Here is an 18214-nt window from a genome sequence, read left to right as displayed (position 1 = left end):
CCTAGCTGGCGCCGATCCCCTGCCGCACCAGGATTTCGAGCCACCGCCTGGCCGTGTCGACGGTCTCCGCCGCCCGGTGCAGCCCCGGTTCCAGTGCCCCGGCGAGGATGTCGCCGACCCCGGCGGCCAGTGGTGTCGACACCAGCCGCGCCATCGCGCTGTCGTTGTCGTCGCCCACCACGTCGAGCACGTGCTCGCCGGACCACTCCGTGCCGTCGTCGCCGCGCACCGTCAGCGCCACGGCCAGCACGACCCGGTCCCGGTCGGTCTCGGTCGTCGGGTAGCGGGCGGCCAGATCCGCTGCCAGTGCGGTGATCCGGTCGGGATCGGGGTCGCGCAATTCGGCGAATACCGGCTCCCACGCCTGGAGCCAGCCGTCGAGCCGCAGCGTCCCGCGCACGAACCGCTCCAGCCGCCACCGGCTCGGCAGGTGGTACTGCTCGACGAACGGCAGGCTGTCGCGGTTCGGGTACGCCTCGAACCGCTCGCCGCGCAGCACGTGCCCGGTGGTCGCCTCCCACGGCCGCTCGGCCACGGTCTCGACGCCGCCCTCGATGTAGCGGGCTGGCGAGAGCAGCGCGGTCAGCACGCCCCGCGGCGCCCAGCTGAACCGGTACCGGAACTCGTTGGGCACGGCCGGGATACCGCCGCAGTACGAGGTGAACGCGGCCGTCGCCGGACCGTCGACCTCGGCGCGCGCCACCAGGTCGTGCGCCAGCAGGTGGTCGATGCCCGGGTCCAGCCCGGCCTCGGTGAGCAGCACGACCCCGGCGTCCTTGGCGGCGTCGGCGTACCCGGCGATCTCGTCGGAGACGTAGCTGGTGTTGGCGTAGTGGGAACCGTTGGCCAGGCTCAGTTCCAGCAGCCGCACGTGTTCCGTCGCGGGCAGCATCGACACGACGACGTCACCGCGGCCCGGCTCCAGCTCGTCGAGCGCGCGCGGCGTGACGCGGCCGGTGAGCCCGAGCCGGTCGACGCACGCGGCCGCCTTGTCCCTCGTCCGTCCATAGAGGACGACGTCGGTGGTGTCGGCGAGCACGCGGACCCCGCCGCCGGTGGACAGGCCGGTGCCGACCCAGTGCACGGTGTCAGCCACTGATGGCCTCCTTCGCCACGCCGGTGCGGAAGTGCTCCAGCGCCCTGGCCCACTCGTCGCCGTGGTCGAGGTCTCGCAGCAGGGGCGCCAAGTCCGCGGAGAACGCCACGCTCGCCTCCCTGGGCAGCAGCGACGGCAGGTTGTCGATGGCGATGATGTCGACCGGGTTGTCCGTGCGCAGCCTGCGCGCCGGTTCGTCCCAGTCGGTGATCCGGTCGTACACCGGGAGCACGTTGCAGTCGGAGGTGACGTCGCAGGTCACGTCCGAGATCACGGCGAGCCTGCGGCCGGGGGTGTCGAGGTCGGCGTCGGTGACGAACGGTGGCACCGGCGTCGTGGTGAGCACGGTGTTGACCAGCAGGTCGTGCCCCAGCAGCGCGGGTTTGTCCAGGTCGCGGGTCTCGGCGAGGTCCCACGCGGTCGCGTCGAGCCCGGCGACGGCCAACGCGTCGCGCGCGCCCCGACCACTGCGGCCGAGCGCCCCGACCACGATGGCGCGGATGTCGTCGGTGCCCCGCAGCGCGGCGTCCAGCTCGTCGCGGGTCTGCGGGCGCAACGGGGTGTCGAGGGTTCCGCGCAGGTGCAGGACGGCGAGCGCGGCGCCGATGTACCCGGCCCAGTAACCGAAGGCGGCCAGTCTGCGGCCGTTCGCGTCGGTCAGGTACTCGAGGTCGAGCAGCGCGCCGCCGCCGGAGGTGAACCGGTCGAGCAGCGCGGCCGCGCCGTCCTGGCCCTTGTAGGCGTGTCCGAAGTAGACGTGTCGGTGGCGCAACTCGGCCGGGGTTTCCGGCAATTCCTTGAGGCCGACCACGAACACGTCGTCCGGGGCGTCGACCCAGGACCCCGCCTCCGCGGTGGCGCACCCGGCGGCCGCGTAGTCGTCGGTGGCGAACACGCGCTGCGGGGAGTCCTCGACGGTCACGGTGATCCCGGCGTCGACCAGGGTGCGCGCGTCGTCGGGCACGATCGGGGCGCGGCGTTCGGTGGGTCGCACCTCGTGCCGCATCCACAGGTGGGTCATCGGGCGTCCTCCGTGGCTGGTCAGTCGATCAGGTCGTCGGCCTGGGCGTAGCTCATGGCGCCGGTGGTGAGGGTGAAGGTGCCCGACTCGGCGATCTCCTGCGCGGCCAGCACGGCCGCGGTCAGCGCGGCCCTGGGCAACGCCGAGCCGAGGCTGATCCGGCGGGCGCCGAGTTCGCCGAGCTTGGTGACCGAGCAGCGCGCGGCCGGTCCGGCGGCCAGCACGTTGACCGGCTTGTCGACCGACGCGCACACGGCCCTGATCGCGTCGAGGTCGGGCAGGCCGGGAGCGTAGAGCACGTCGGCGCCCGCGTCGGCGAAGGCCTGGAGCCTGCGGATGGTGTCGTCGAGGTCCGGCCGCCCGTTGAGGAAGTTCTCCGCGCGGGCGGTGAGGGTGAACGGGAACGGCAGCGCCCTGGCGGCCTCGGCGGCGGCGGCGATCCGCTCGACGGCCAGCCCGAAGTCGTAGACCCGCTCGTCCTCGCGCCCGGTCGCGTCCTCGATCGACCCGCCGACCAGGCCAACCGCCGCGGCCCGCCGGATGGTCTCTGCGGTGTCCTCCGGCCGGTCGCCGAAGCCGTTCTCCAGGTCGGCGGACACCGGCAGCGGGGTCGCGGCGATGATCGCCTCGGCGTTGGCCAGCGTCTCGTCCCTGCTCACCTGGTTCGCCGCGTCCGCCCGACCCAGCGCGAACGCCAGTCCGGCGCTGGTCGTGGCCAGCGCGCTGAAGCCGAGCCCGGCCAGCAGCCGCGCGGTCCCCGCGTCCCACGCGTTGGCCAGCACGAAGGCGCCCGGCCCCCGGTGCAGCTGGGCGAACGCCTCGGCCCGATCGCGCTGGGTGGACATCGGTGCCCCTCTCTGGTGGCTGGGTGGGTGCCCAAGCTAGATCACATCGCCATCCGGGCGCGTTCGCGTGAGCCGAACGGGTGAGCGGTCCGCCCGGGGCTTGCTCCTGGCGACCGCGACACCGGCCAGGCAGAGCGCGCCACCGGCGAGGGTCAGCGCGGTGGGGACCTCGCCGAGGAACAGCCACGACATGAGCAGGACCAGCGCGGGCACGACGTAGGTGGTGGCGCCCATCCGCCCGGCGGTGGTCCGGGAGAGCGCGTACGCCCAGGTGTAGAACGCCAGCGCGGTGGGGAACAGGCCCAGGTAGACCATGCCGACGATGGAACTGGTGGGGGCCGTCTGGAGCCCGTCGACGAGCTGCCCGGAGAACGGGAGGGTGGCCACGGCGCCGATCACGCAGCCGAAGGTCGTCACCTGGAGCGCGGACCCGTGCCGCAGGGCGGGCTTCTGCAGCACCACCCCGCCCGCGTAGCTGATCGCCGCTCCCAGGCACAACACGATCCCCAACACCGACGCGGTCCCGGATTGCGAAGTGGACACCCCCACCACGATCGCGCCCGCGAACGAAATCGCCATCCCCGCGACCAACCGAGGCGGAAATCCTTCTTGCAGAAGCCACCCGCCGAGTACCGCGATCAAAATGGGCCCGATGTTGACCACCATAGCCGCGGTCCCCGCGTCGACCAGTTTCTCCCCCCAGTTCAAAATGACCATGTACCCCCCGAACCACAACACCCCCGACCCGATGATCCCCGGCCAAGCCCCCCGCCCCGGAAGCCCCTCACGCTGCACGACCAGGAACAACACCAGCGCCAACGCCCCGCTGACCAACCGCCCCTGCGCCAGCGCCCCCGCCGAGAAATGCGGGGCAGCGTCCCTGATCACCACAAAAGCAGAAGCCCACAAAACCGCGGAAACCCCCGCCGCCCACCCGGCCCGCCGATCCACAACGCCTCCCCATTACCCCAGTTTCCCGGGAGCCTCCCACCCCCTTCTAAACCCGTCAACCGGCTTATTCACACCCCTGTCCGAATTGGCAGAATCCCCACCCCCGCCGGCTGCTTTCCGCACCCCCGATCACTCTCCAGCAACACCCGACTCCCGCCAGTACCCACCCTGTGACCCACACCACCCCCCGAACCCCGGTCGTCCACCCACCCACCGCCCCCACCCCAGCCGCTACACTCGGCCCCCTGGGCCGTTAGCTCAATTGGTAGAGCTGCGGACTTTTAATCCGTAGGTTCTGGGTTCGAGCCCCAGGCGGCCCACTTCTCGCAGGTCAGCAGCGGTTTCGACGCTGTGGGTGGGTGATTGTCCACGGTCTGCTCGCGGCTTCACGAGGGCTCGTCTCGGCGAGGCCGAGCCTCCAAGACCCATCGCAGCGCGCACCCTGCGGGCGGAGCACATCCCTCTCCGCAGTGAGGAGTCTCCGGGGTTGGCCTGACCAGGGGAACACCGGTTTATCGCCAACGCTGGCCAGCGGGAATTCCTATGGAAAAGTGCTATGGATGGCGCGGGAGTGGAAACGGGAGTGGTGATGAGGCCTTCCGCCCACTCCCGCGCCTGTCTGCCCACGGAAAAGCAGACGAGACGAACTTAGGCCTGGCAGTGGGTGTGCCACCTCGGCGTTCCCATACCCGCAACCGGTGATGCCCTGACCAGGCACGAGTCGTCCGGGCCGAGCACGTGTGCGCACGCTTGGGCGCGAACAATGGGAAGAGTTATGCCGCCCTGTTGGGTCCCCGCTCCGCAGGCTCGCCTTTAGGTTGGGAAGACCCGGGAACACACCCCGCACAGTGTTCCACGTCCCACGGGAACGTCGAAGGAGCTTTTCCCCATGTCCCGAAGCAGGTTCCTGGCCGCGGTCCTCGGCGTCTTCGCCGTCGTCGCGCTGGCCGCCCCGCCCGCCGCGACCGCGGCGCCCCAGCAGGCCCTCGTCCGCACCATCTACTACGACTCCAGCCGCGCCGCCGAGCTCGCCTCGACCGTCGACCAGGCCGTGCAGATCTGGAACGCGGGCGTGACCAGCGTCAAGCTCGTCCGCGGCACCGGCGGCATCACGATCACCACCGCGCAGAACGGCTCGGCGCCGGGCACCGCGAGCTGCGTGGGCTGCACCCGGGGCCAGATCTACTTCTACCGCAACCAGATCACCAGCTCCGGCGCCAGCTCGCTGCGCGTGGTGGTCCACGAGTTCGGCCACATCCTCAGCCTCAACCACCCCTCCGACATCGGCAACTGCGCCAAGGTCATGGCGGGCGGCCGCTGCTCCAACGCCCAGCCCAGCACCGCGGAACTGGCCGCCGTGCAACGCTTCTGGACCGGCCGCGTGGCCGCCCCCGCGCCCGCTCCGTTCGAGGGCGCCGTCTTCGCCGCGGCGTGACCCCCAGCCACAGGAGCGGGCCAGTGACCCGCTCCTGTGGCACCCCTTCACACCCGCTTCCCCGAGGAGCGGGCCCGCACAACAGAACCACCCGGCGCGGACCCGCTCCCACCACGTTCCCACCCCCGCAACCGGTGAAGCATCAGGTGAACAGCGCACGGACGGCGGCCGCGGTCTCCAGCCCACGCCGCAGCTGGTCGTCGGCAACCCGTAGGACGACCGTGCGCACGCCTGCCTCCAGGTACGGCTCCAACCAGTCACGCACTCCGGCCGGAGTGCCCGCGAACATGGCCTGAAGCGCTGACACGGCGTCGAACGGATAGCCGTACCACTGCTCAACCACGGTCCGAAGGCGTTGCTGGGCTTTGTCGGCCGACGAGTCGACGGCGATCGTGGCGTACAACCCCGGCACGGGCGGGTCGGTGCGTCCGGCGGCAGCGGCCTGGACGCGTCGCCACCCGTCGACGAAACGGTCCACTGTGGGCGGATAGGGCAGCCAGCCGTCAGCCAGGCGACCGACCCGCGCCTCGGCCCGCGCACCAGACCCGGCGAGCCAGATCGGCGGGCCCGAGGCGGAGTGCGGCAGTGGGGACAGCGCGACGTCGTGGAAGGTGAAGTGCCTGCCCGCCTGGGTGATGGGCGCCCCGGTCCACAGGGAACGGAGCACGGTGATCGACTCCGCCAGCCGCTCGCCGCGGTCGCGGAACGGGACGCCGAGGGCGGCGAACTGGCGCTCGGTGGCCGGATCGGTGAAGCCGGAGCCGAGCCCGACGACCAGGCGACCGCGGGCCAGGCGGTCCAGAGTGGCGAGGCTGTGCGCGAGGAGCACGGGGTGGCGCAGGGCGCCGAGCAGCACGCCGGTGGCGATGGTGATCCGCTCGGTGGTCGCGGCCAGGGCGGAGAGCAGCACCAGCGGGTCCGGCAGGCCGTAGACCAGCGGGCTGTCGGGCACCCAGACGGCGTCGAGACCCAGGTCCTCGGCCTGCCTACCCAGCTCGACCAGGTCGTCGAGGCCTGCCTGCGCGAAGGTGGGCAGCAGGTACCCGAAGCTCGCGCTCACGACTCGATGAACTGGTAGTCCGCGACGATCCGACCCTCGGCGTCGAGCACGAGCACCTCGGTGCCGACACCCGCCACCGCGCCATCGGCCGCCACCATCTCCCAGGTGAACTTGACGAGGTCACGCAGGCGCCGGACGTCGTCCCTGCGGCGGAACGCGTACAGCCCGGGGGCCACGAACTCCTCGTAGGCGAGGCGCACCCGCTCGGTGAGCTCGCCGTGGCCCTGTGCCTCGAAAGTGGTGCTGAGGCCCAGCTCCGCCGCCACCCGCACCACCTCCTGCGGCGGTTGCAGGACGTGACGACCACCCACAGCCCACAGCCCGGCGACGGCAGCGCTGCGCGCGTCCGGGTCGGGTTCGTTCCACACCGCCACGTAGCGGTCGGCCAGGTCGATGAGATCGGACAAGACTCCTCCTCGGGTCGCGGTCACCGTGCCCGCGATGCCCGCGGCCGGGCAATTCCCGGCGAGGAATAGCCGAGCGGTCCCCGCAGGACTACACAGGACACCGTGCGCTTCGCCGACGACCTGCGCTCTTGGCGCCTCCGCCGCAAGATCAGCCAGATCGACCTGGCCCTGCGCGCGGGCACCACCCAACGCCACCTCAGCTTCATCGAGAGCGGCCGCTCGACCCCCGGCCGCGGCATGGTCATCCGCCTCGCCGAATCGCTGGACGTCCCCCTGCGCGAGCGGAACCTCCTCCTGCTTTCCGCGGGCTATGCCCCGGCCTACCCGGAAACCCCGTGGGACGACCACCGGCTGACCCCGATCCGCGCCGCCGTCGACCAGATCCTGCACGCCCACAACCCGTACCCGGCCATCGTCGTCAACCGCCACGGAAACCTGATCTCCGCCAACAACGCCTTCCACTCCCTGACCAGCGCCGCCGCCCCCGACCTTCTCAAGCCCCCCACCAACATCCCCCGCCTCCTGCTCCACCCCACCGGCCTGGCCCCCGCCATCACCAACCTCCCCGAATGGTCCTGGCACGTCATCGACGCCCTGTCGACCCAGGCCGCCCGCGCACCGGACCCCGAACTGGACGCGCTGATAGCCGAACTGATGTCGTACGCACCCGCGCGGCCATCCACATCCAGCCTCGGGTTCGCCACACCACTCCACTTGCGGACAACCAGCGGCGACTTGCACCTGCTGACGACGCTTACCCACTTCGCCACGGCAGTGGACGTGACAGTCGCGGAACTACGCCTGGAAGCGTTTCTCCCCGCGGACGAACCCACCGCGACCTTGCTGCGCCGCTCGGCATCGAACAGAGGCGTGTGGTGATGGCCAGTTGGTCGCGGTCGCTGGGCTGACCTGGGGATAGACCCGTACGCAGCGTCACCTCGCTGCCCCGTTCGGGCGGCTGGGTGGGGAAACCTTCAGCTCACGCACGCCGGTGCCAATACCTCCGACACGTGTACCGAGAGGGAGTGTCATGAGCCTGAGCATCCGGTTTCGCCTGCTGGTGATGGCGGGCGTCGGCTTTGCCGCTCTCGGGGCGATGGCGGGGGTCGCGGCCAACGCCACCCACGACCAGTCGGACACGACCAATGAGCTGGCGGGTGTCAGCGCGGCGATGAGCGCGCAGTGGAACGCCGACATGATGCACGACGCGATCCGCGGTGATGTCATGGCCGCGATCGCCGCGCAGACCGCTGCTGATGTGGCGGACTTCGGGGCGGCGGAGGTCGCCGAGCATGCCGAGACGATGGTGGCGAAGTTCGACGCCGCCACGGCCGGGGCGCCGGACGACCTGCGGGCCGGGTTCACCCAGACGCGGGCCGCGGTGCTGGACTACACCGCCAAGGCCGGGGACATCGTCGCGGCGGCGAAGACCGACCCGCAGGCGGCCAGGGCGCTCGTGCCCGCCTTCCTCGACGCGTTCAGCCAGCTGGAGGACAAGCTCGGCTCGCTCGACGACCAGCTCTCCGCCGCCGTCGAGCAGCAGCGCGCCGGCGCCGACTCGGTCGGCACCACCAACCTCCTCCTGATCCTGCTCTGCGGGCTCGCCGCCGCCGTGGCGTTCGTGGCCATCTCGGCGTGGACGATCCGGGCGATCCGGGGCCCGCTGATGACCATGGTGCGCGCGCTCAAGTCGATGGCGGCTCGCGACCTGACCACCCGCGTCGACCTGGTCCGCGGCGACGAGCTCGGTGAGATGGCCGAGGCCTTCAACGCGACGGCGGCGTCCATGAGCGAGGTGCTGACGTCGATGGGTGAGGGCACCGCGACCCTGCTCGCCGCCGGCGCCGACCTGGACCAGGTGTCCGGCAGGCTGGGGACCGCCGCCGCCGAGACGCTGGCCCGCACGAACGAGGTCGCCGAGTCCGCGGGCCGGGTGACCACCACCATCACCGAGATCGCCGCCGCGTCGGCGCAGATCGGGTCGTCGGTGGACAGCGTGTCCAAGGCCAGCTCCGACGCCCAGTCGGTGTCCGCGCAGGCCGTGCGGGCCGCCGAGGACACCGCGAACGGGGTGCAGCGGCTGCGCGCGGCGAGCAGGGAGATCGACGAGATCGTCCGCGCGATCACCTCGATCGCCGAGCAGACCAACCTGCTCGCCCTCAACGCCACCATCGAGGCCGCGCGGGCCGGCGCCGCGGGCAAGGGCTTCGCCGTGGTCGCCAGCGAGGTCAAGGACCTGGCGCAGGAGACGGCGCAGGCCACCGAGAACGTCAAGACCAAGATCGGCGTGATCCAGGTGATGACCGGCGAGGCGGTCGAGGCGATCGACTCCATCCGCTCGGTGATCACCCGGATCAACGACGGCCAGCAGGAGATCGGCACCGCCGTCGACGAGCAGACCCGCACCACGCAGGGCATCACGACCAGCGTCGGCGAGGTCAGCCGCACCACCGGGCAGATCAGGGAGTCGCTGGACGGGATCTCCAGCAGCGCCACGTCCACCGCGGACGGCGCGGCGGCGACCCAGCGGTCGGCCGCGACGCTGACCGCGACCGCCCGTCAGGTCAACGACCTCATCGGCACCTTCTCCTACTAGTGCTTGCCCCACTGCCCGCGGTGGATGACCTCACCGGCGCCACGCCTGCGTTCAGCGATACGAGCGGGCTGGTCCGGTAGGTCTGCCGCGCGGTAGCCGACGGTGATGGCGCCGATGGGGTGGTACTCGGCGGGGATGCCGAACTCCGTGCGGACGGGGTCGAGGTTCTCGGGCATGATCCCGAAGAAGCACGCTCCGAGGCCCTCGTCCACGGCTGTCAGCAGCATCAGTAGCGCTGCCATGCCGGTGTCGATGTGCCAGTAAGGGGCGGGCCAACGGCTCTCCGCGCGATCTTCCCAACCCTTGTCCGGCTCGGCGTACCGCTCCAGGTAGGTCTGCTTGTGCGCGAGAGGGACAACGACCAGCGGCGCGTCTTGCATCGTGGGCGTCTGTTCCACGCGCGTGGGCACGTACGGCCAGAACCGCGCCCTGTCCTCAGGTTCGGTAAGAGCCAGGAATGCCCACCCCTGGGAGAACCCGGCCGAGGGTGCGCGCAGCGCGTTGGACAGAACGCGGTCGATGACCTCGGGGGCGAGCGGTTGGTCTGAGTAGTGGCGCACCATCCGACGTCGTCGGACCACCTCGGAGAACTCCATACGCGTCAACGTACTCGCGCAGCGCGGCCTGGCTAGGGCTAACGTGGGCCGGGTGCGCGTGGCGACTTGGAACGTGAACTCGGTGAAGCAGCGGCTGCCCAGGTTGCTGCCGTGGCTGGACGAACGGTCACCCGACGTGGTGTGCCTGCAGGAGACGAAACTCGCCGACGAGGCGTTCGCGAAGTTGCTGCGTGAGCCTCTCGCGGAGCGCGGGTACGAGATCGCGCTCAACGGTGAAGTGCAGTGGAATGGTGTGGCCATCCTGTCGCGGGTAGGCATAGAAGATGTGGTGCGCGGAATCCCTGGCGGGCCGGGGTTCCCCGATCCGGAGGCGCGCGCCGTTTCCGCTACCTGCGGCGGTGTGCGCGTCCACTCCGTCTATGTGCCTAATGGACGCGAGCCTGACTCCGACCATTACCACTACAAGCTCGCCTGGCTCGCCGCGCTCCGAGACGAGATTGCCGCTGGACCGGATGAGGTCATGGTGTGCGGTGACATCAACATTGCGCCAACTGACGCGGACGTCTTCGATCCGGCGGCGTATGTCGGCCACACCCACGTAACTCCGCCAGAGCGCGCTGCCCTCGCCGAATTGCTCAATACAGGGCTGCACGATGTTGTCCGCGACAGGTGGCCTAATAGCAGGTTCTTCAGCTACTGGGATTACCGCGGCGGCATGTTCCATCGGGACCTCGGCATGCGCATCGACCTCGTGCTGGCAGGCTCACCGGTGGCCGGTAGGGTTGCCGCCGCTTGGGTCGATCGCCAGGCGCGTAAGGGAACTGGTCCTAGTGACCACGCACCGGTGATCGTCGACCTCGATGTAGCCCCTGATGGCGACATCGGCCCGGTAGTGCCACCGCCGTCCGCTCCGGGTAAGACAGCCAAACTCCCTCAGTCTCAATAGGGACACGCGGAGTGCACGTTTCCCCGGTCATCGTGGGCTGATCCGGGACACCCGGTCGGCATCGGGGTGACAGCGCCGCGCTGCTTCGGCGGGTCCGGTGCGTTCGTTCTTACCGTCGTCCGTACGACAGACGGGAGACGACGTGGGTGCTGATTCCGACTGGCCGTCGACCACCCTGCTCGGGTCGCTCTCGGAGCGAACGCGGGCCGCGCTGCTCGCGGCAGGCTCCGAGATCCGGTACCCGCGCAACCACTACCTGGTGCGCCAGGACGAAGAGGGGGACATCGCCTTCCTGATCATGGAGGGCGCCGTGAAGGTGTTCGTCGAGACCGCAAGCGGCACGAAGAGCCTGCTCGGCATCCGCGTCGCCGGTGACATGGTCGGCGAGATGGGCGCGATCGACCCGGAGGCCCGCCGCTCGGCCACGGTCCAGGCGGCGACCGCGCTGGTGGTCCGCTCGGTGCACCGCAACCGCTTGCGCGCCCTGCTCACGGAGTACCCCGACCTGGGGATCGAGGTCAGCCGGATGATCAGCTCCCGGCTCAGGTGGGCCAACCGCCGCCGGGTGGACGCCACGATCAAGGACGGCCGGGTGAAGCTGGCCAGGCTGCTGGTCGAGCTGGCCACCTACTACGGCGAACGGGTGGGTGACCACTGGGAACTGCGCATCCAGCTCACCCAGCACGAGCTCGGCTACATGGCAGGCCTGGCCAACCGCACCGTGGAGAAAGCCCTGGCTGACCTGGAACAAGAGCAGGTGATCAGCAAGGCCTACCGCCGGATCCGGATCACCGACCTGCCGCGGCTGAGCCGGATCGCGGGCTGGGGCGAGAATCCGCCCCCGTGCGTAGTGCCCTAGCCTCAAGTGCCGGAGAGTGTCGATCGCATCCCTTGGCGACACGAAAGGCTCAATCCATGGCACCGATCGGCGGAGGGGTTCCACGACTCTGCGTGGCTGCCATCGGGTCCTGTGCGCCGGACGCCGAGAAGGTCGTGACCACCGCCGTCGACGCCGCCGGACTGACCGTCCGCTGGCAACCCGGCCCGCCGCTCAGCGGCACCCTCACCGCCTCCGGCCCGGTCCCCGGCGGCGTCGACCGCTTCCTCCGCGCCGTCGACGTCGAACTGGCCGAGCACAACGCCCACCGCTCCCGCCTCCGCCTCCGCGTCACCCTCCACTTCGGCGACCCCGCGGCCACCCGAGCCCTCCTCGCCACCCCCGCCCTGACCGACGCCCTGGACGAGGCCCCAGACGCCACCCTCGCCGTCCTCATCTCCGACCAGGTCCCCAGAACCGCCCACCCCACTCCCGACTTCCACAGGCTCCACCGCCACACCACCTCGCTCTGGCTCTGGACCCCAGGCTGGCGCCCAGCCCACCGCCAGTCCCCCACGCCTCTTTGGCGCTGAGCGGTTGTCCAATCGCGCGCCATAGCCGCGCGAATTGATGCACGAATGCATCACGGCGTGCCGAGATGCGCCTTCATGGCCTCAACGTGTGTTGACGATCCGATTCTCGGCTGAGATGCATCGGAGCGTCCCGAACGTCGTCGGCGCACCACTTAAGTGTGACGCTCGTACTGGTGACCCCCTGAAATCCCTGTGGTTGTGGTGTGTCAAACTCCGCAGAAGCGCGGCAACTCGCCACGCCGACGGGGAAGTCCACCACTACAGGGACACAAATTGATTCTGCAGACAATCGACCACATTGCCCAGCTCGGTGTGCTCGGCGGATTCGGCAACTTGGTTCTGCTTGTGACGAACTGGTTCGACATGTCCTAGCGGGGCATCGGGCGAGTGGGCTCCGCCGAGTCGTCCAGCGGCGTCGGTAGTCGTGGGTCGGGGACGCTCCCGGCGACCCGGGCCTGTGCCTCGTGGACCCAGCCGCTCACCCGCTGTGCCCTGACCTTGTCCAACGGCGCCAACAACTTCGCGCACTCCTGCCAGGTCGCGGCCGCGCGGAGGTGAGCGCCTGCGGAGCTGTGGCAGCGACCGAGGACCTCCAGCGCGTCCGCGCGTCCGTGCTGGTCCTGCAACTCCTGGTAGATCCCCGCTGCCGCCTCGGCTTCCACCGTGCCGCCGCCGTTGAGCTCCAGGTAGGCCTCCGCGAGCACCAACAGGGTCGTCGCCGTGCCCGCTCGGTTCATGACCTGCTGGTGCATCGGCAGCGCCGCCGTCGCGTAGTCGACAGCCGTGGTGAACTGCTCGACGCCCAGGTGCAGCCGGGCGAGGGCGGTCACCGTGGTGGCGGCGCCCGCGGTGTCCCCGATCTGCTTGGCCAGGCCCAGCGACAGGTGGTACTGCACGCGCGCTTCGTCGACGTCGTCGAGCCTGGCGGACAGGTCGCCGAGTCGGCTGTGGACCTTCGCGATGGCCCACGTCGAACCGTCGGTCTGTTCGAGAAGTGTCAGGCTGCGCCGGTAGTGCTCCACGGCGTCGGAGAAGTTGTTGCCCCGCATCGCCACCGTGGCGAGGTTGTGCAGGCACACGGCTTGCCCGTATGTGTGTCCGATGGAGAGGAACAGGTCGAGCGCCCGCTCGTACTGCCTGGTCGCCTCGGTGTCCTCGTGCAGGAGTTCGAAGATTCGGCCGAGGTTGTTGACGCTCCCCGCCTGGCCGATGACATCCCCGTCCGCCTCCGCGCCGCTGATCCCGAGCCTGCTGGCTTCCATCGCCTCGTGCAGGTACCCCAGCCTGCGGATCGGTTCGTAGACCGCCGCGGACAGGCGCCACAGTTGCGCGCCCATGCCCGCCCGCGAGGCCAGCCGGATGACCTCCATCAGGTTCGGCCGCTCCACGCCGAACCAGGTCAGCGCGGACTCGGCGTCGGTGAAGTGCATGGGCTCGACCTCGCTCGTCGCGGCGAGTTCGGGAACCTCGTTGCTGTCGGGGGTGGCGTGGTGGCGGGCGGCGTTGGCGGACAGGACGTACCAGTCCACCATGCGCTGCCGTGCTTGTCCGTGATCGGCGTGCTCGGTCGACCGCTCCGCGGCGAGGACGTGCAACAGGTCGTGCATCCGGTAGTGGTCGGCGCCTTCCTGCTCCAACAGCCGCGCGCTGAGCAGGCGGTCGACGGCCTGTTCCGTGCTCGCGCGGGAAGCCCCGCTGATCGCGGTGGCGACCGAGCCGCTGAACATGGGCAGCGGGTGCACGCCGAGCAGGTCGAACAGCCGCCGCTCCGCCGCTCCCAGGTGGTTGACGGACCAGGAGAACACCGTTCGCAGGGTGTTGTCCTCGGCGCCGCCCGCGTCGAGGATGCGGTCCCGCAACTGGGCGGCCAGGTCGCGCAGGGACACCGATGGCCTGGTCGCGATGTGCTCCCCGGCGATCAGCAGCGCCAGCGGGAACCCGTCGGTCAGCGCGGCGATCGCGTTGGCAGCGGTCGGGTCCGCGGCGATCCGGGGGCCGAGCCGACCGCGCAGCAGTTCGACGCGCAACCGGTCAGCGAGCGGTTGCAGGTTGATGAGGTACGCGTTGTCCGACAGCGCGAGGCTGGTGAGCGAGCGCCTGCTGGAGATGATCACCGGGCACAGGTTCGTCGCGGCGAGCAGCGGCCGCGCGTGGTCGGCGTCGCTCACGTTGTCCAGGACGACGATCAGCCGTTTGCCGCTGACCGACCGCCGCAGCAGCGCGGCGCGGTTCTGCTTCGGCGGCACCTCGGTGCTCGGTGTGCCCAGCGACAGCAGGAAGTCGGCCATCACGTCGGCCGGGTCCAGCGGTGCGGAGGCCGAGAAGCCCTGCATGTTCTTGTAGAGCACTCCGTCCGGGAAGTGGTCCATCCTGGCCCGCACCCAGTGCACGATCAGGGCGGACTTCCCGATGCCGGGTGGGCCGTCGATGGCGACCAGGGCGTCGCGGCGGGTGGTCGCCTCGTCGAGCCGGTGCAGCACGTCGTCGCGGCCGATGAAGTACGGGTTGTCCCTCGGGAGGTCGGCGAGGGCGGGGCGCGGTGTCTCGGGCACCGCGCTGTCCTGCGGCTTTCGCACCCGCAGGTCCGGTGGGCTGCCGTACTCGGCCGTGTAGCGCTCGACGAAGGCGCGGTGAAAGTCGGGGATGTCCCTGGCCCGGCCCGCGGCGTCCATGGCGCGCATGTGCTGCGCGGCCAGGTGTTCGTCGTAGGGGCGCTGGTCGAGGACCGCGGGTAACTCGTCCAGCACGTACCCGTGGTCGCCGACGGCGAGCTTGGCGTCGAACAGCGCCCGGTAGGCGGGGATGAGCTCGCCGCGGACCAGGTCGTCGCGCATGCGCCTGGCGGAGGACGTGTCGCTCTCGCCGAGCGGGTACCCGTCGCGCCACAGGTCGACCGCGAGTTCCAGCAGCTGCGCGGCTCGCACCGGGTCGTCGACCGCCTCGCTCTCGGCGACCAGCGAGCGGAACCGGTGGAAGTCCACCCGGTCGGCGTCGAGCAGCAGCGAGTACCCGCCGCTGATCCTGGTGATCCGCGCGCCCGCCACCGCGCGTTCGAGGGCCCGCTTCGCCCGCGCCACGTAGGTGCTCAGCGTCTGGCGGGCGTCCGGTGGGCAGTCGTCGTCCCACAGGTACTCGATCATGCGGTCCCTGCTGACCGGCTTGTTGGCGTGGACCAGCAGCAGCGCGATGAGGCTGCGCGGCTTGAGGTGCGTGGCCCGCCAGATCCGTCCGTGCAGCCGGATGGGGCCAAGGATGCGGATGTCCACCGGCGCTTCCTCCTCCGGCGCGCGTGCCGGGGCTGGTGAACCCCGAGTGTCGCGCGACTGTGACCGGCGTCGCACCGCACCAGGGCGGCGTTACTGAATCGTTACCACGGGTGATCGGCGTCCGACAGCCGACTGAAAGGGAACTGTCCGGTCCCACCGCCACCGTTGGGCGGGTGAGTCCAGTGACCACAGGGGGTGGGGAAGGGTGGAAGAGATCGAATGGGCCTCGGTGCCCGTGGGGATAGACGCGGGGCGGTGGCGGACTGTGCGGACGCGGTGCACTGTCTTGGTGGTAGTGCACACCGTCGTGTCGGGTCAGCGGTTGCTCGACGTCGTGGGGTTGGTTGAGGCGGATCCCAGGGTGCAGGTGGTCTACACGCGGGCGCCGGATGTGTTCGGTGGGGGTGTTGACCGGCTTTTGGCCGAGGCGGGGGCTTTTCGGATCCCGTGGGCGCAGGCCGTGCGGGAGCGGTTCGACCTCGTGCTCGCCGCGGCGGGTGGTGGGGTCGAGCGGGTGCACGGGCCGCTGGTGTTGTTGCCGCACGGTGCGGCGTATGGCAAGAGGACCGGTGCGGGTGGTCCGGTCTACGGGCTCGACGCCGCGCGGTTGGTGCGGGATGGGCGGGTTCTGCCGTCGGTACTGGTGTTGTCGCACGAGCGGCAGCGCGAGGTGTTGCGGGACCAGTGCCCGCAGGCGGTCGACGTGGCGCTGGTGGCCGGGGATCCGTGCTACGACCGGATGATCGCCAGTTCCGGTCTGCGTGCGCGGTACCGGGCGGCGTTGGGGGTGCGGCGTGGGCGGGAACTCGTCGTCGTGGCGTCCACCTGGGGGGCGTCTTCCTTGGTGCGGGAGCAGTTGCCGCTGTACGCGCGGGTGACCCAGGAGTTGGACCCGCGGCGGTACCAGGTCGCCGCGACCGTGCACCCCGCGGTGTGGTTCGGCCACGGGCAGCGGCAGTTGCGGTCCTGGCTGTCGCGGCCGCTGGCGCGCGGGATGGTGTTGGTCGAGCCGCAACAGGACTGGCGGCCCGCGGTGATCGCGGCGGACCACGTCATCACCGACCACGGTTCGACGGGGGTGTACGCGGCGGCGATCGGCAGGTCCGTGCTGATCACCGGCGGCCCGGCGGACGGGCTGGACCCGGACTCGCCGCAGGCGTTGCTCGCGGGCGCGGCACCGAGGTGGGAGCCGTGTCGCCCAGTGGGACAACAGTTCCGGCAGGCGGACCCGGACCTTGCAGCCGCCGTGGCCGCCAGGCTCACGTCCCGGCCGAGCGCCACGCACCGCGTGCTTCGCGAACGGCTCTACGAACTGCTCGACCTCCCGGTCGAGGGCAGGCACCGAGGTCCAGAGCCGATCCCGGTCCCGGATCAGGCCTTCGAGGGGAGGAACTTTGCCTAACCGCACCGAAATCGTGCTCGTCCACTGGGCGAACGCCAGCCGCGCCGCGCGGCAGAGCGCGGACGTGCTGCTGTCCGAGCGGCAGGACCGGGAACGGTCGCGCCAGTGGGCCGAACGGGCTCTCGCCGAGTTCCCCGGCTGCCTGGTCGCCGCCGCTCACCACGACGGCGGGCTCGTGGCCGTCGCAAGACTCCACAGTGGACGTCCGTTGTGGATTGAACTGACCGGACCCGTCGACACCGACCTGGCGTCGGCGGCCGCTACCGCGTTGGGCGAGGTGGTCGCGTGACCGCCAAGATCGCGGTCGCCGGCGTGGTCACCGCGGGCGCCGCCTGCCTCGTCCCGTCGTTCCCGGTGCCGCTGGTCTCCAGCAGGCGGCTCACCGGTGGCGTGCACTTCCGGCTCTCCGGCACCGGTTACACGGTGGCGAAGACGGCGGCGCTGCTCGGCTCCCAGGTCGCGTTCGCCACCTACGTCGGATCCGACCTGCTCGGCCTCATGGCCGCGCAGGACCTTCGGGAACAGGGCCTCTACGGTCCCGGGGTGCAGGTGTGCGCGAAGCAGCCGAGGTCGGTCACGCTCTTCGACTCGACCGGCGTCAGGTCCGGCACCACCGACCTGGGTGACACCCCAGGCCTGGGCTACCCGGTCCCGGTGTTCGACGGCATGCTCGACGGCTGCGCGTTCGCCGTGCTGTCGAACATCGCCTTCACCCGGCCGCTCATCCGGGCGGCCGCCGCCCGCGGTGTCCCGTTCATCACCGACACGCACGTGGTGGACACAGTGGACAGTCGGCACAACCGCGAGTGGATGGCGGCGGCGCACGTCGTCGCCAGCTCGCACGAGCGTCTGCCGCACGGCCCGGTCGCCTGGGTCGAGGACATGTGGCGCACGCACCGCACCCCGGTCGTCGTGGTCGGCTGCGGCGCCGACGGCTCGGTGATCGGCTTACGCGACCGCCGCCGGATCTGGCAGGTTTCCGCGGTGACACCACGCGGCATCCGCTACCAGAGCGGCGCCGGTGACACCCTGGTCGGCTCCTTCGCCCACCACTACGCCACCACCGGCGACGCGGTAACCGCCCTGCGCCACGCGGTACTCGGTGCGGGCTGGGCGATCGGAGGTGATCCGGACAGCGAACGGTCGCCCACAGCAGCGGTGCTGGAGGAGTTGGTGGCCGCTCTAGGGCTCCCCGCCGTCCGCAGGCTCCGGTGACACCACG

At 70.7% G+C, this 18214-nt stretch carries 17 protein-coding genes and 1 tRNA gene; 10 read left to right on the top strand and 8 right to left on the bottom strand.

What is annotated here, in order from left to right; genetic code table 11:
• Nucleotide 1 precedes the first annotated feature (1 nt).
• The 4 genes from BMY07_RS21560 to BMY07_RS35910 are packed head-to-tail and all read right to left on the bottom strand — an operon-like array spanning nucleotide 2 to nucleotide 3913.
• Nucleotides 2-1096, bottom strand: coding sequence for a saccharopine dehydrogenase family protein (locus BMY07_RS21560; RefSeq protein WP_092781575.1), 1095 nt, complete (start codon nucleotides 1094-1096; stop codon nucleotides 2-4).
• A complete protein-coding gene (locus BMY07_RS21555) occupies nucleotides 1089-2117 on the bottom strand; it encodes a saccharopine dehydrogenase (protein WP_092781572.1) in 1029 nt (342 codons plus the stop codon). Before BMY07_RS21555 ends, BMY07_RS21560 begins: the two co-directional genes overlap by 8 nt.
• 20 nt (nucleotides 2118-2137) lie before the next feature.
• On the bottom strand, nucleotides 2138-2962 hold the full coding sequence (locus tag BMY07_RS21550) for an isocitrate lyase/PEP mutase family protein (protein WP_092781569.1): 825 nt from the start codon (nucleotides 2960-2962) through the stop codon (nucleotides 2138-2140).
• Between the two features lie 36 nt (nucleotides 2963-2998).
• Nucleotides 2999-3913, bottom strand: coding sequence for a DMT family transporter (locus BMY07_RS35910; RefSeq protein ID WP_092781566.1), 915 nt, complete (start codon nucleotides 3911-3913; stop codon nucleotides 2999-3001).
• Nucleotides 3914-4160: 247 nt separating this feature from the next.
• Here BMY07_RS35910 and BMY07_RS21540 point away from each other — a divergent pair.
• Both BMY07_RS21540 and BMY07_RS21535 read left to right on the top strand, forming a co-directional pair.
• Nucleotides 4161-4233: transfer RNA gene (locus tag BMY07_RS21540), tRNA-Lys, on the top strand.
• Nucleotides 4234-4802: 569 nt separating this feature from the next.
• On the top strand, nucleotides 4803-5348 hold the full coding sequence (locus tag BMY07_RS21535; RefSeq protein WP_092781563.1) for a snapalysin family zinc-dependent metalloprotease: 546 nt from the start codon (nucleotides 4803-4805) through the stop codon (nucleotides 5346-5348).
• 142 nt (nucleotides 5349-5490) lie between these two features.
• On the opposite strand, the gene BMY07_RS21530 is transcribed toward BMY07_RS21535, so the two are convergent.
• Nucleotides 5491-6408, bottom strand: a complete 918-nt coding sequence (locus BMY07_RS21530; RefSeq protein ID WP_177215693.1) for an LLM class flavin-dependent oxidoreductase — start codon at nucleotides 6406-6408, stop codon at nucleotides 5491-5493.
• Nucleotides 6405-6815 carry a hypothetical protein gene (locus tag BMY07_RS21525; RefSeq protein WP_092781557.1) on the bottom strand — a complete coding sequence of 137 codons (411 nt, stop codon included), beginning with the start codon at nucleotides 6813-6815 and terminating at the stop codon, nucleotides 6405-6407. The genes BMY07_RS21530 and BMY07_RS21525 overlap by 4 nt, the downstream gene beginning before the upstream one ends.
• A 102-nt stretch (nucleotides 6816-6917) precedes the next feature.
• Between BMY07_RS21525 and BMY07_RS21520 the strand changes: the two genes are divergently transcribed.
• Entirely contained in the window at nucleotides 6918-7694 is a 777-nt protein-coding gene (locus BMY07_RS21520) for a helix-turn-helix domain-containing protein (RefSeq protein WP_092781554.1), read from the top strand.
• A gap of 151 nt (nucleotides 7695-7845) precedes the next feature.
• A complete protein-coding gene (locus BMY07_RS21515) occupies nucleotides 7846-9411 on the top strand; it encodes a methyl-accepting chemotaxis protein (RefSeq protein ID WP_092781551.1) in 1566 nt (521 codons plus the stop codon).
• Here the strand turns inward: BMY07_RS21515 and BMY07_RS21510 are convergent.
• The gene (locus BMY07_RS21510) at nucleotides 9408-10007 is read right to left on the bottom strand and encodes a nitroreductase family protein (protein WP_092781548.1); all 600 of its coding nucleotides are present in this window, start codon (nucleotides 10005-10007) and stop codon (nucleotides 9408-9410) included. The genes BMY07_RS21515 and BMY07_RS21510 overlap by 4 nt on opposite strands.
• 43 nt (nucleotides 10008-10050) lie before the next feature.
• On the opposite strand from BMY07_RS21510, the gene BMY07_RS21505 reads away from it, so the two are divergent.
• The 3 genes from BMY07_RS21505 to BMY07_RS21495 all read left to right on the top strand — a co-directional run bounded on the left by BMY07_RS21505 (nucleotide 10051) and on the right by BMY07_RS21495 (nucleotide 12324).
• Nucleotides 10051-10914, top strand: a complete 864-nt coding sequence (locus BMY07_RS21505) for an exodeoxyribonuclease III (RefSeq protein ID WP_218150721.1) — start codon at nucleotides 10051-10053, stop codon at nucleotides 10912-10914.
• A gap of 142 nt (nucleotides 10915-11056) precedes the next feature.
• On the top strand, nucleotides 11057-11773 hold the full coding sequence (locus BMY07_RS21500; RefSeq protein WP_177215692.1) for a Crp/Fnr family transcriptional regulator: 717 nt from the start codon (nucleotides 11057-11059) through the stop codon (nucleotides 11771-11773).
• Nucleotides 11774-11865: 92 nt separating this feature from the next.
• Nucleotides 11866-12324, top strand: a complete 459-nt coding sequence (locus tag BMY07_RS21495) for a hypothetical protein (RefSeq protein WP_092781539.1) — start codon at nucleotides 11866-11868, stop codon at nucleotides 12322-12324.
• A gap of 368 nt (nucleotides 12325-12692) precedes the next feature.
• Here the strand turns inward: BMY07_RS21495 and BMY07_RS21490 are convergent, their stop codons facing one another.
• A complete protein-coding gene (locus BMY07_RS21490) occupies nucleotides 12693-15590 on the bottom strand; it encodes an AfsR/SARP family transcriptional regulator (RefSeq protein WP_177215691.1) in 2898 nt (965 codons plus the stop codon).
• Between the two features lie 289 nt (nucleotides 15591-15879).
• On the opposite strand from BMY07_RS21490, the gene BMY07_RS21485 reads away from it, so the two are divergent.
• From BMY07_RS21485 to BMY07_RS21475, 3 genes are read left to right on the top strand one after another with little or no spacing between them, the layout of a single operon-like run.
• Nucleotides 15880-16992 carry a hypothetical protein gene (locus BMY07_RS21485; protein WP_143073584.1) on the top strand — a complete coding sequence of 371 codons (1113 nt, stop codon included), beginning with the start codon at nucleotides 15880-15882 and terminating at the stop codon, nucleotides 16990-16992.
• Complete coding sequence (locus BMY07_RS21480) at nucleotides 16985-17281, top strand: hypothetical protein (protein ID WP_143073583.1); 297 nt, start codon at nucleotides 16985-16987, stop codon at nucleotides 17279-17281. Before BMY07_RS21485 ends, BMY07_RS21480 begins: the two co-directional genes overlap by 8 nt.
• Nucleotides 17278-18207, top strand: coding sequence for a carbohydrate kinase family protein (locus BMY07_RS21475; protein ID WP_092781528.1), 930 nt, complete (start codon nucleotides 17278-17280; stop codon nucleotides 18205-18207). The genes BMY07_RS21480 and BMY07_RS21475 overlap by 4 nt, the downstream gene beginning before the upstream one ends.
• Nucleotides 18208-18214: the final 7 nt, after the last annotated feature.

This window comes from Actinokineospora terrae, assembly GCF_900111175.1.
In the GTDB taxonomy this organism is placed as follows: Bacteria; Actinomycetota; Actinomycetes; order Mycobacteriales; family Pseudonocardiaceae; genus Actinokineospora; species Actinokineospora terrae.
Note: the sequence above shows the minus strand (reverse complement) of the source record. Positions and strands in the feature narration are given on the sequence as shown.

What these genes read in the sequence shown, in the direction of transcription:
- BMY07_RS21510 (WP_092781548.1), bottom strand. Translation starts at nt 10,007, where the DNA reads ATGGAGTTCTCCGAGGTGGTCCGACGACGTCGGATGGTGCGCCACTAC.
- BMY07_RS21515 (WP_092781551.1), top strand. Translation starts at nt 7,846, where the DNA reads ATGAGCCTGAGCATCCGGTTTCGCCTGCTGGTGATGGCGGGCGTCGGC.
- BMY07_RS21555 (WP_092781572.1), bottom strand. Translation starts at nt 2,117, where the DNA reads ATGACCCACCTGTGGATGCGGCACGAGGTGCGACCCACCGAACGCCGC.
- BMY07_RS21535 (WP_092781563.1), top strand. Translation starts at nt 4,803, where the DNA reads ATGTCCCGAAGCAGGTTCCTGGCCGCGGTCCTCGGCGTCTTCGCCGTC.
- BMY07_RS21550 (WP_092781569.1), bottom strand. Translation starts at nt 2,962, where the DNA reads ATGTCCACCCAGCGCGATCGGGCCGAGGCGTTCGCCCAGCTGCACCGG.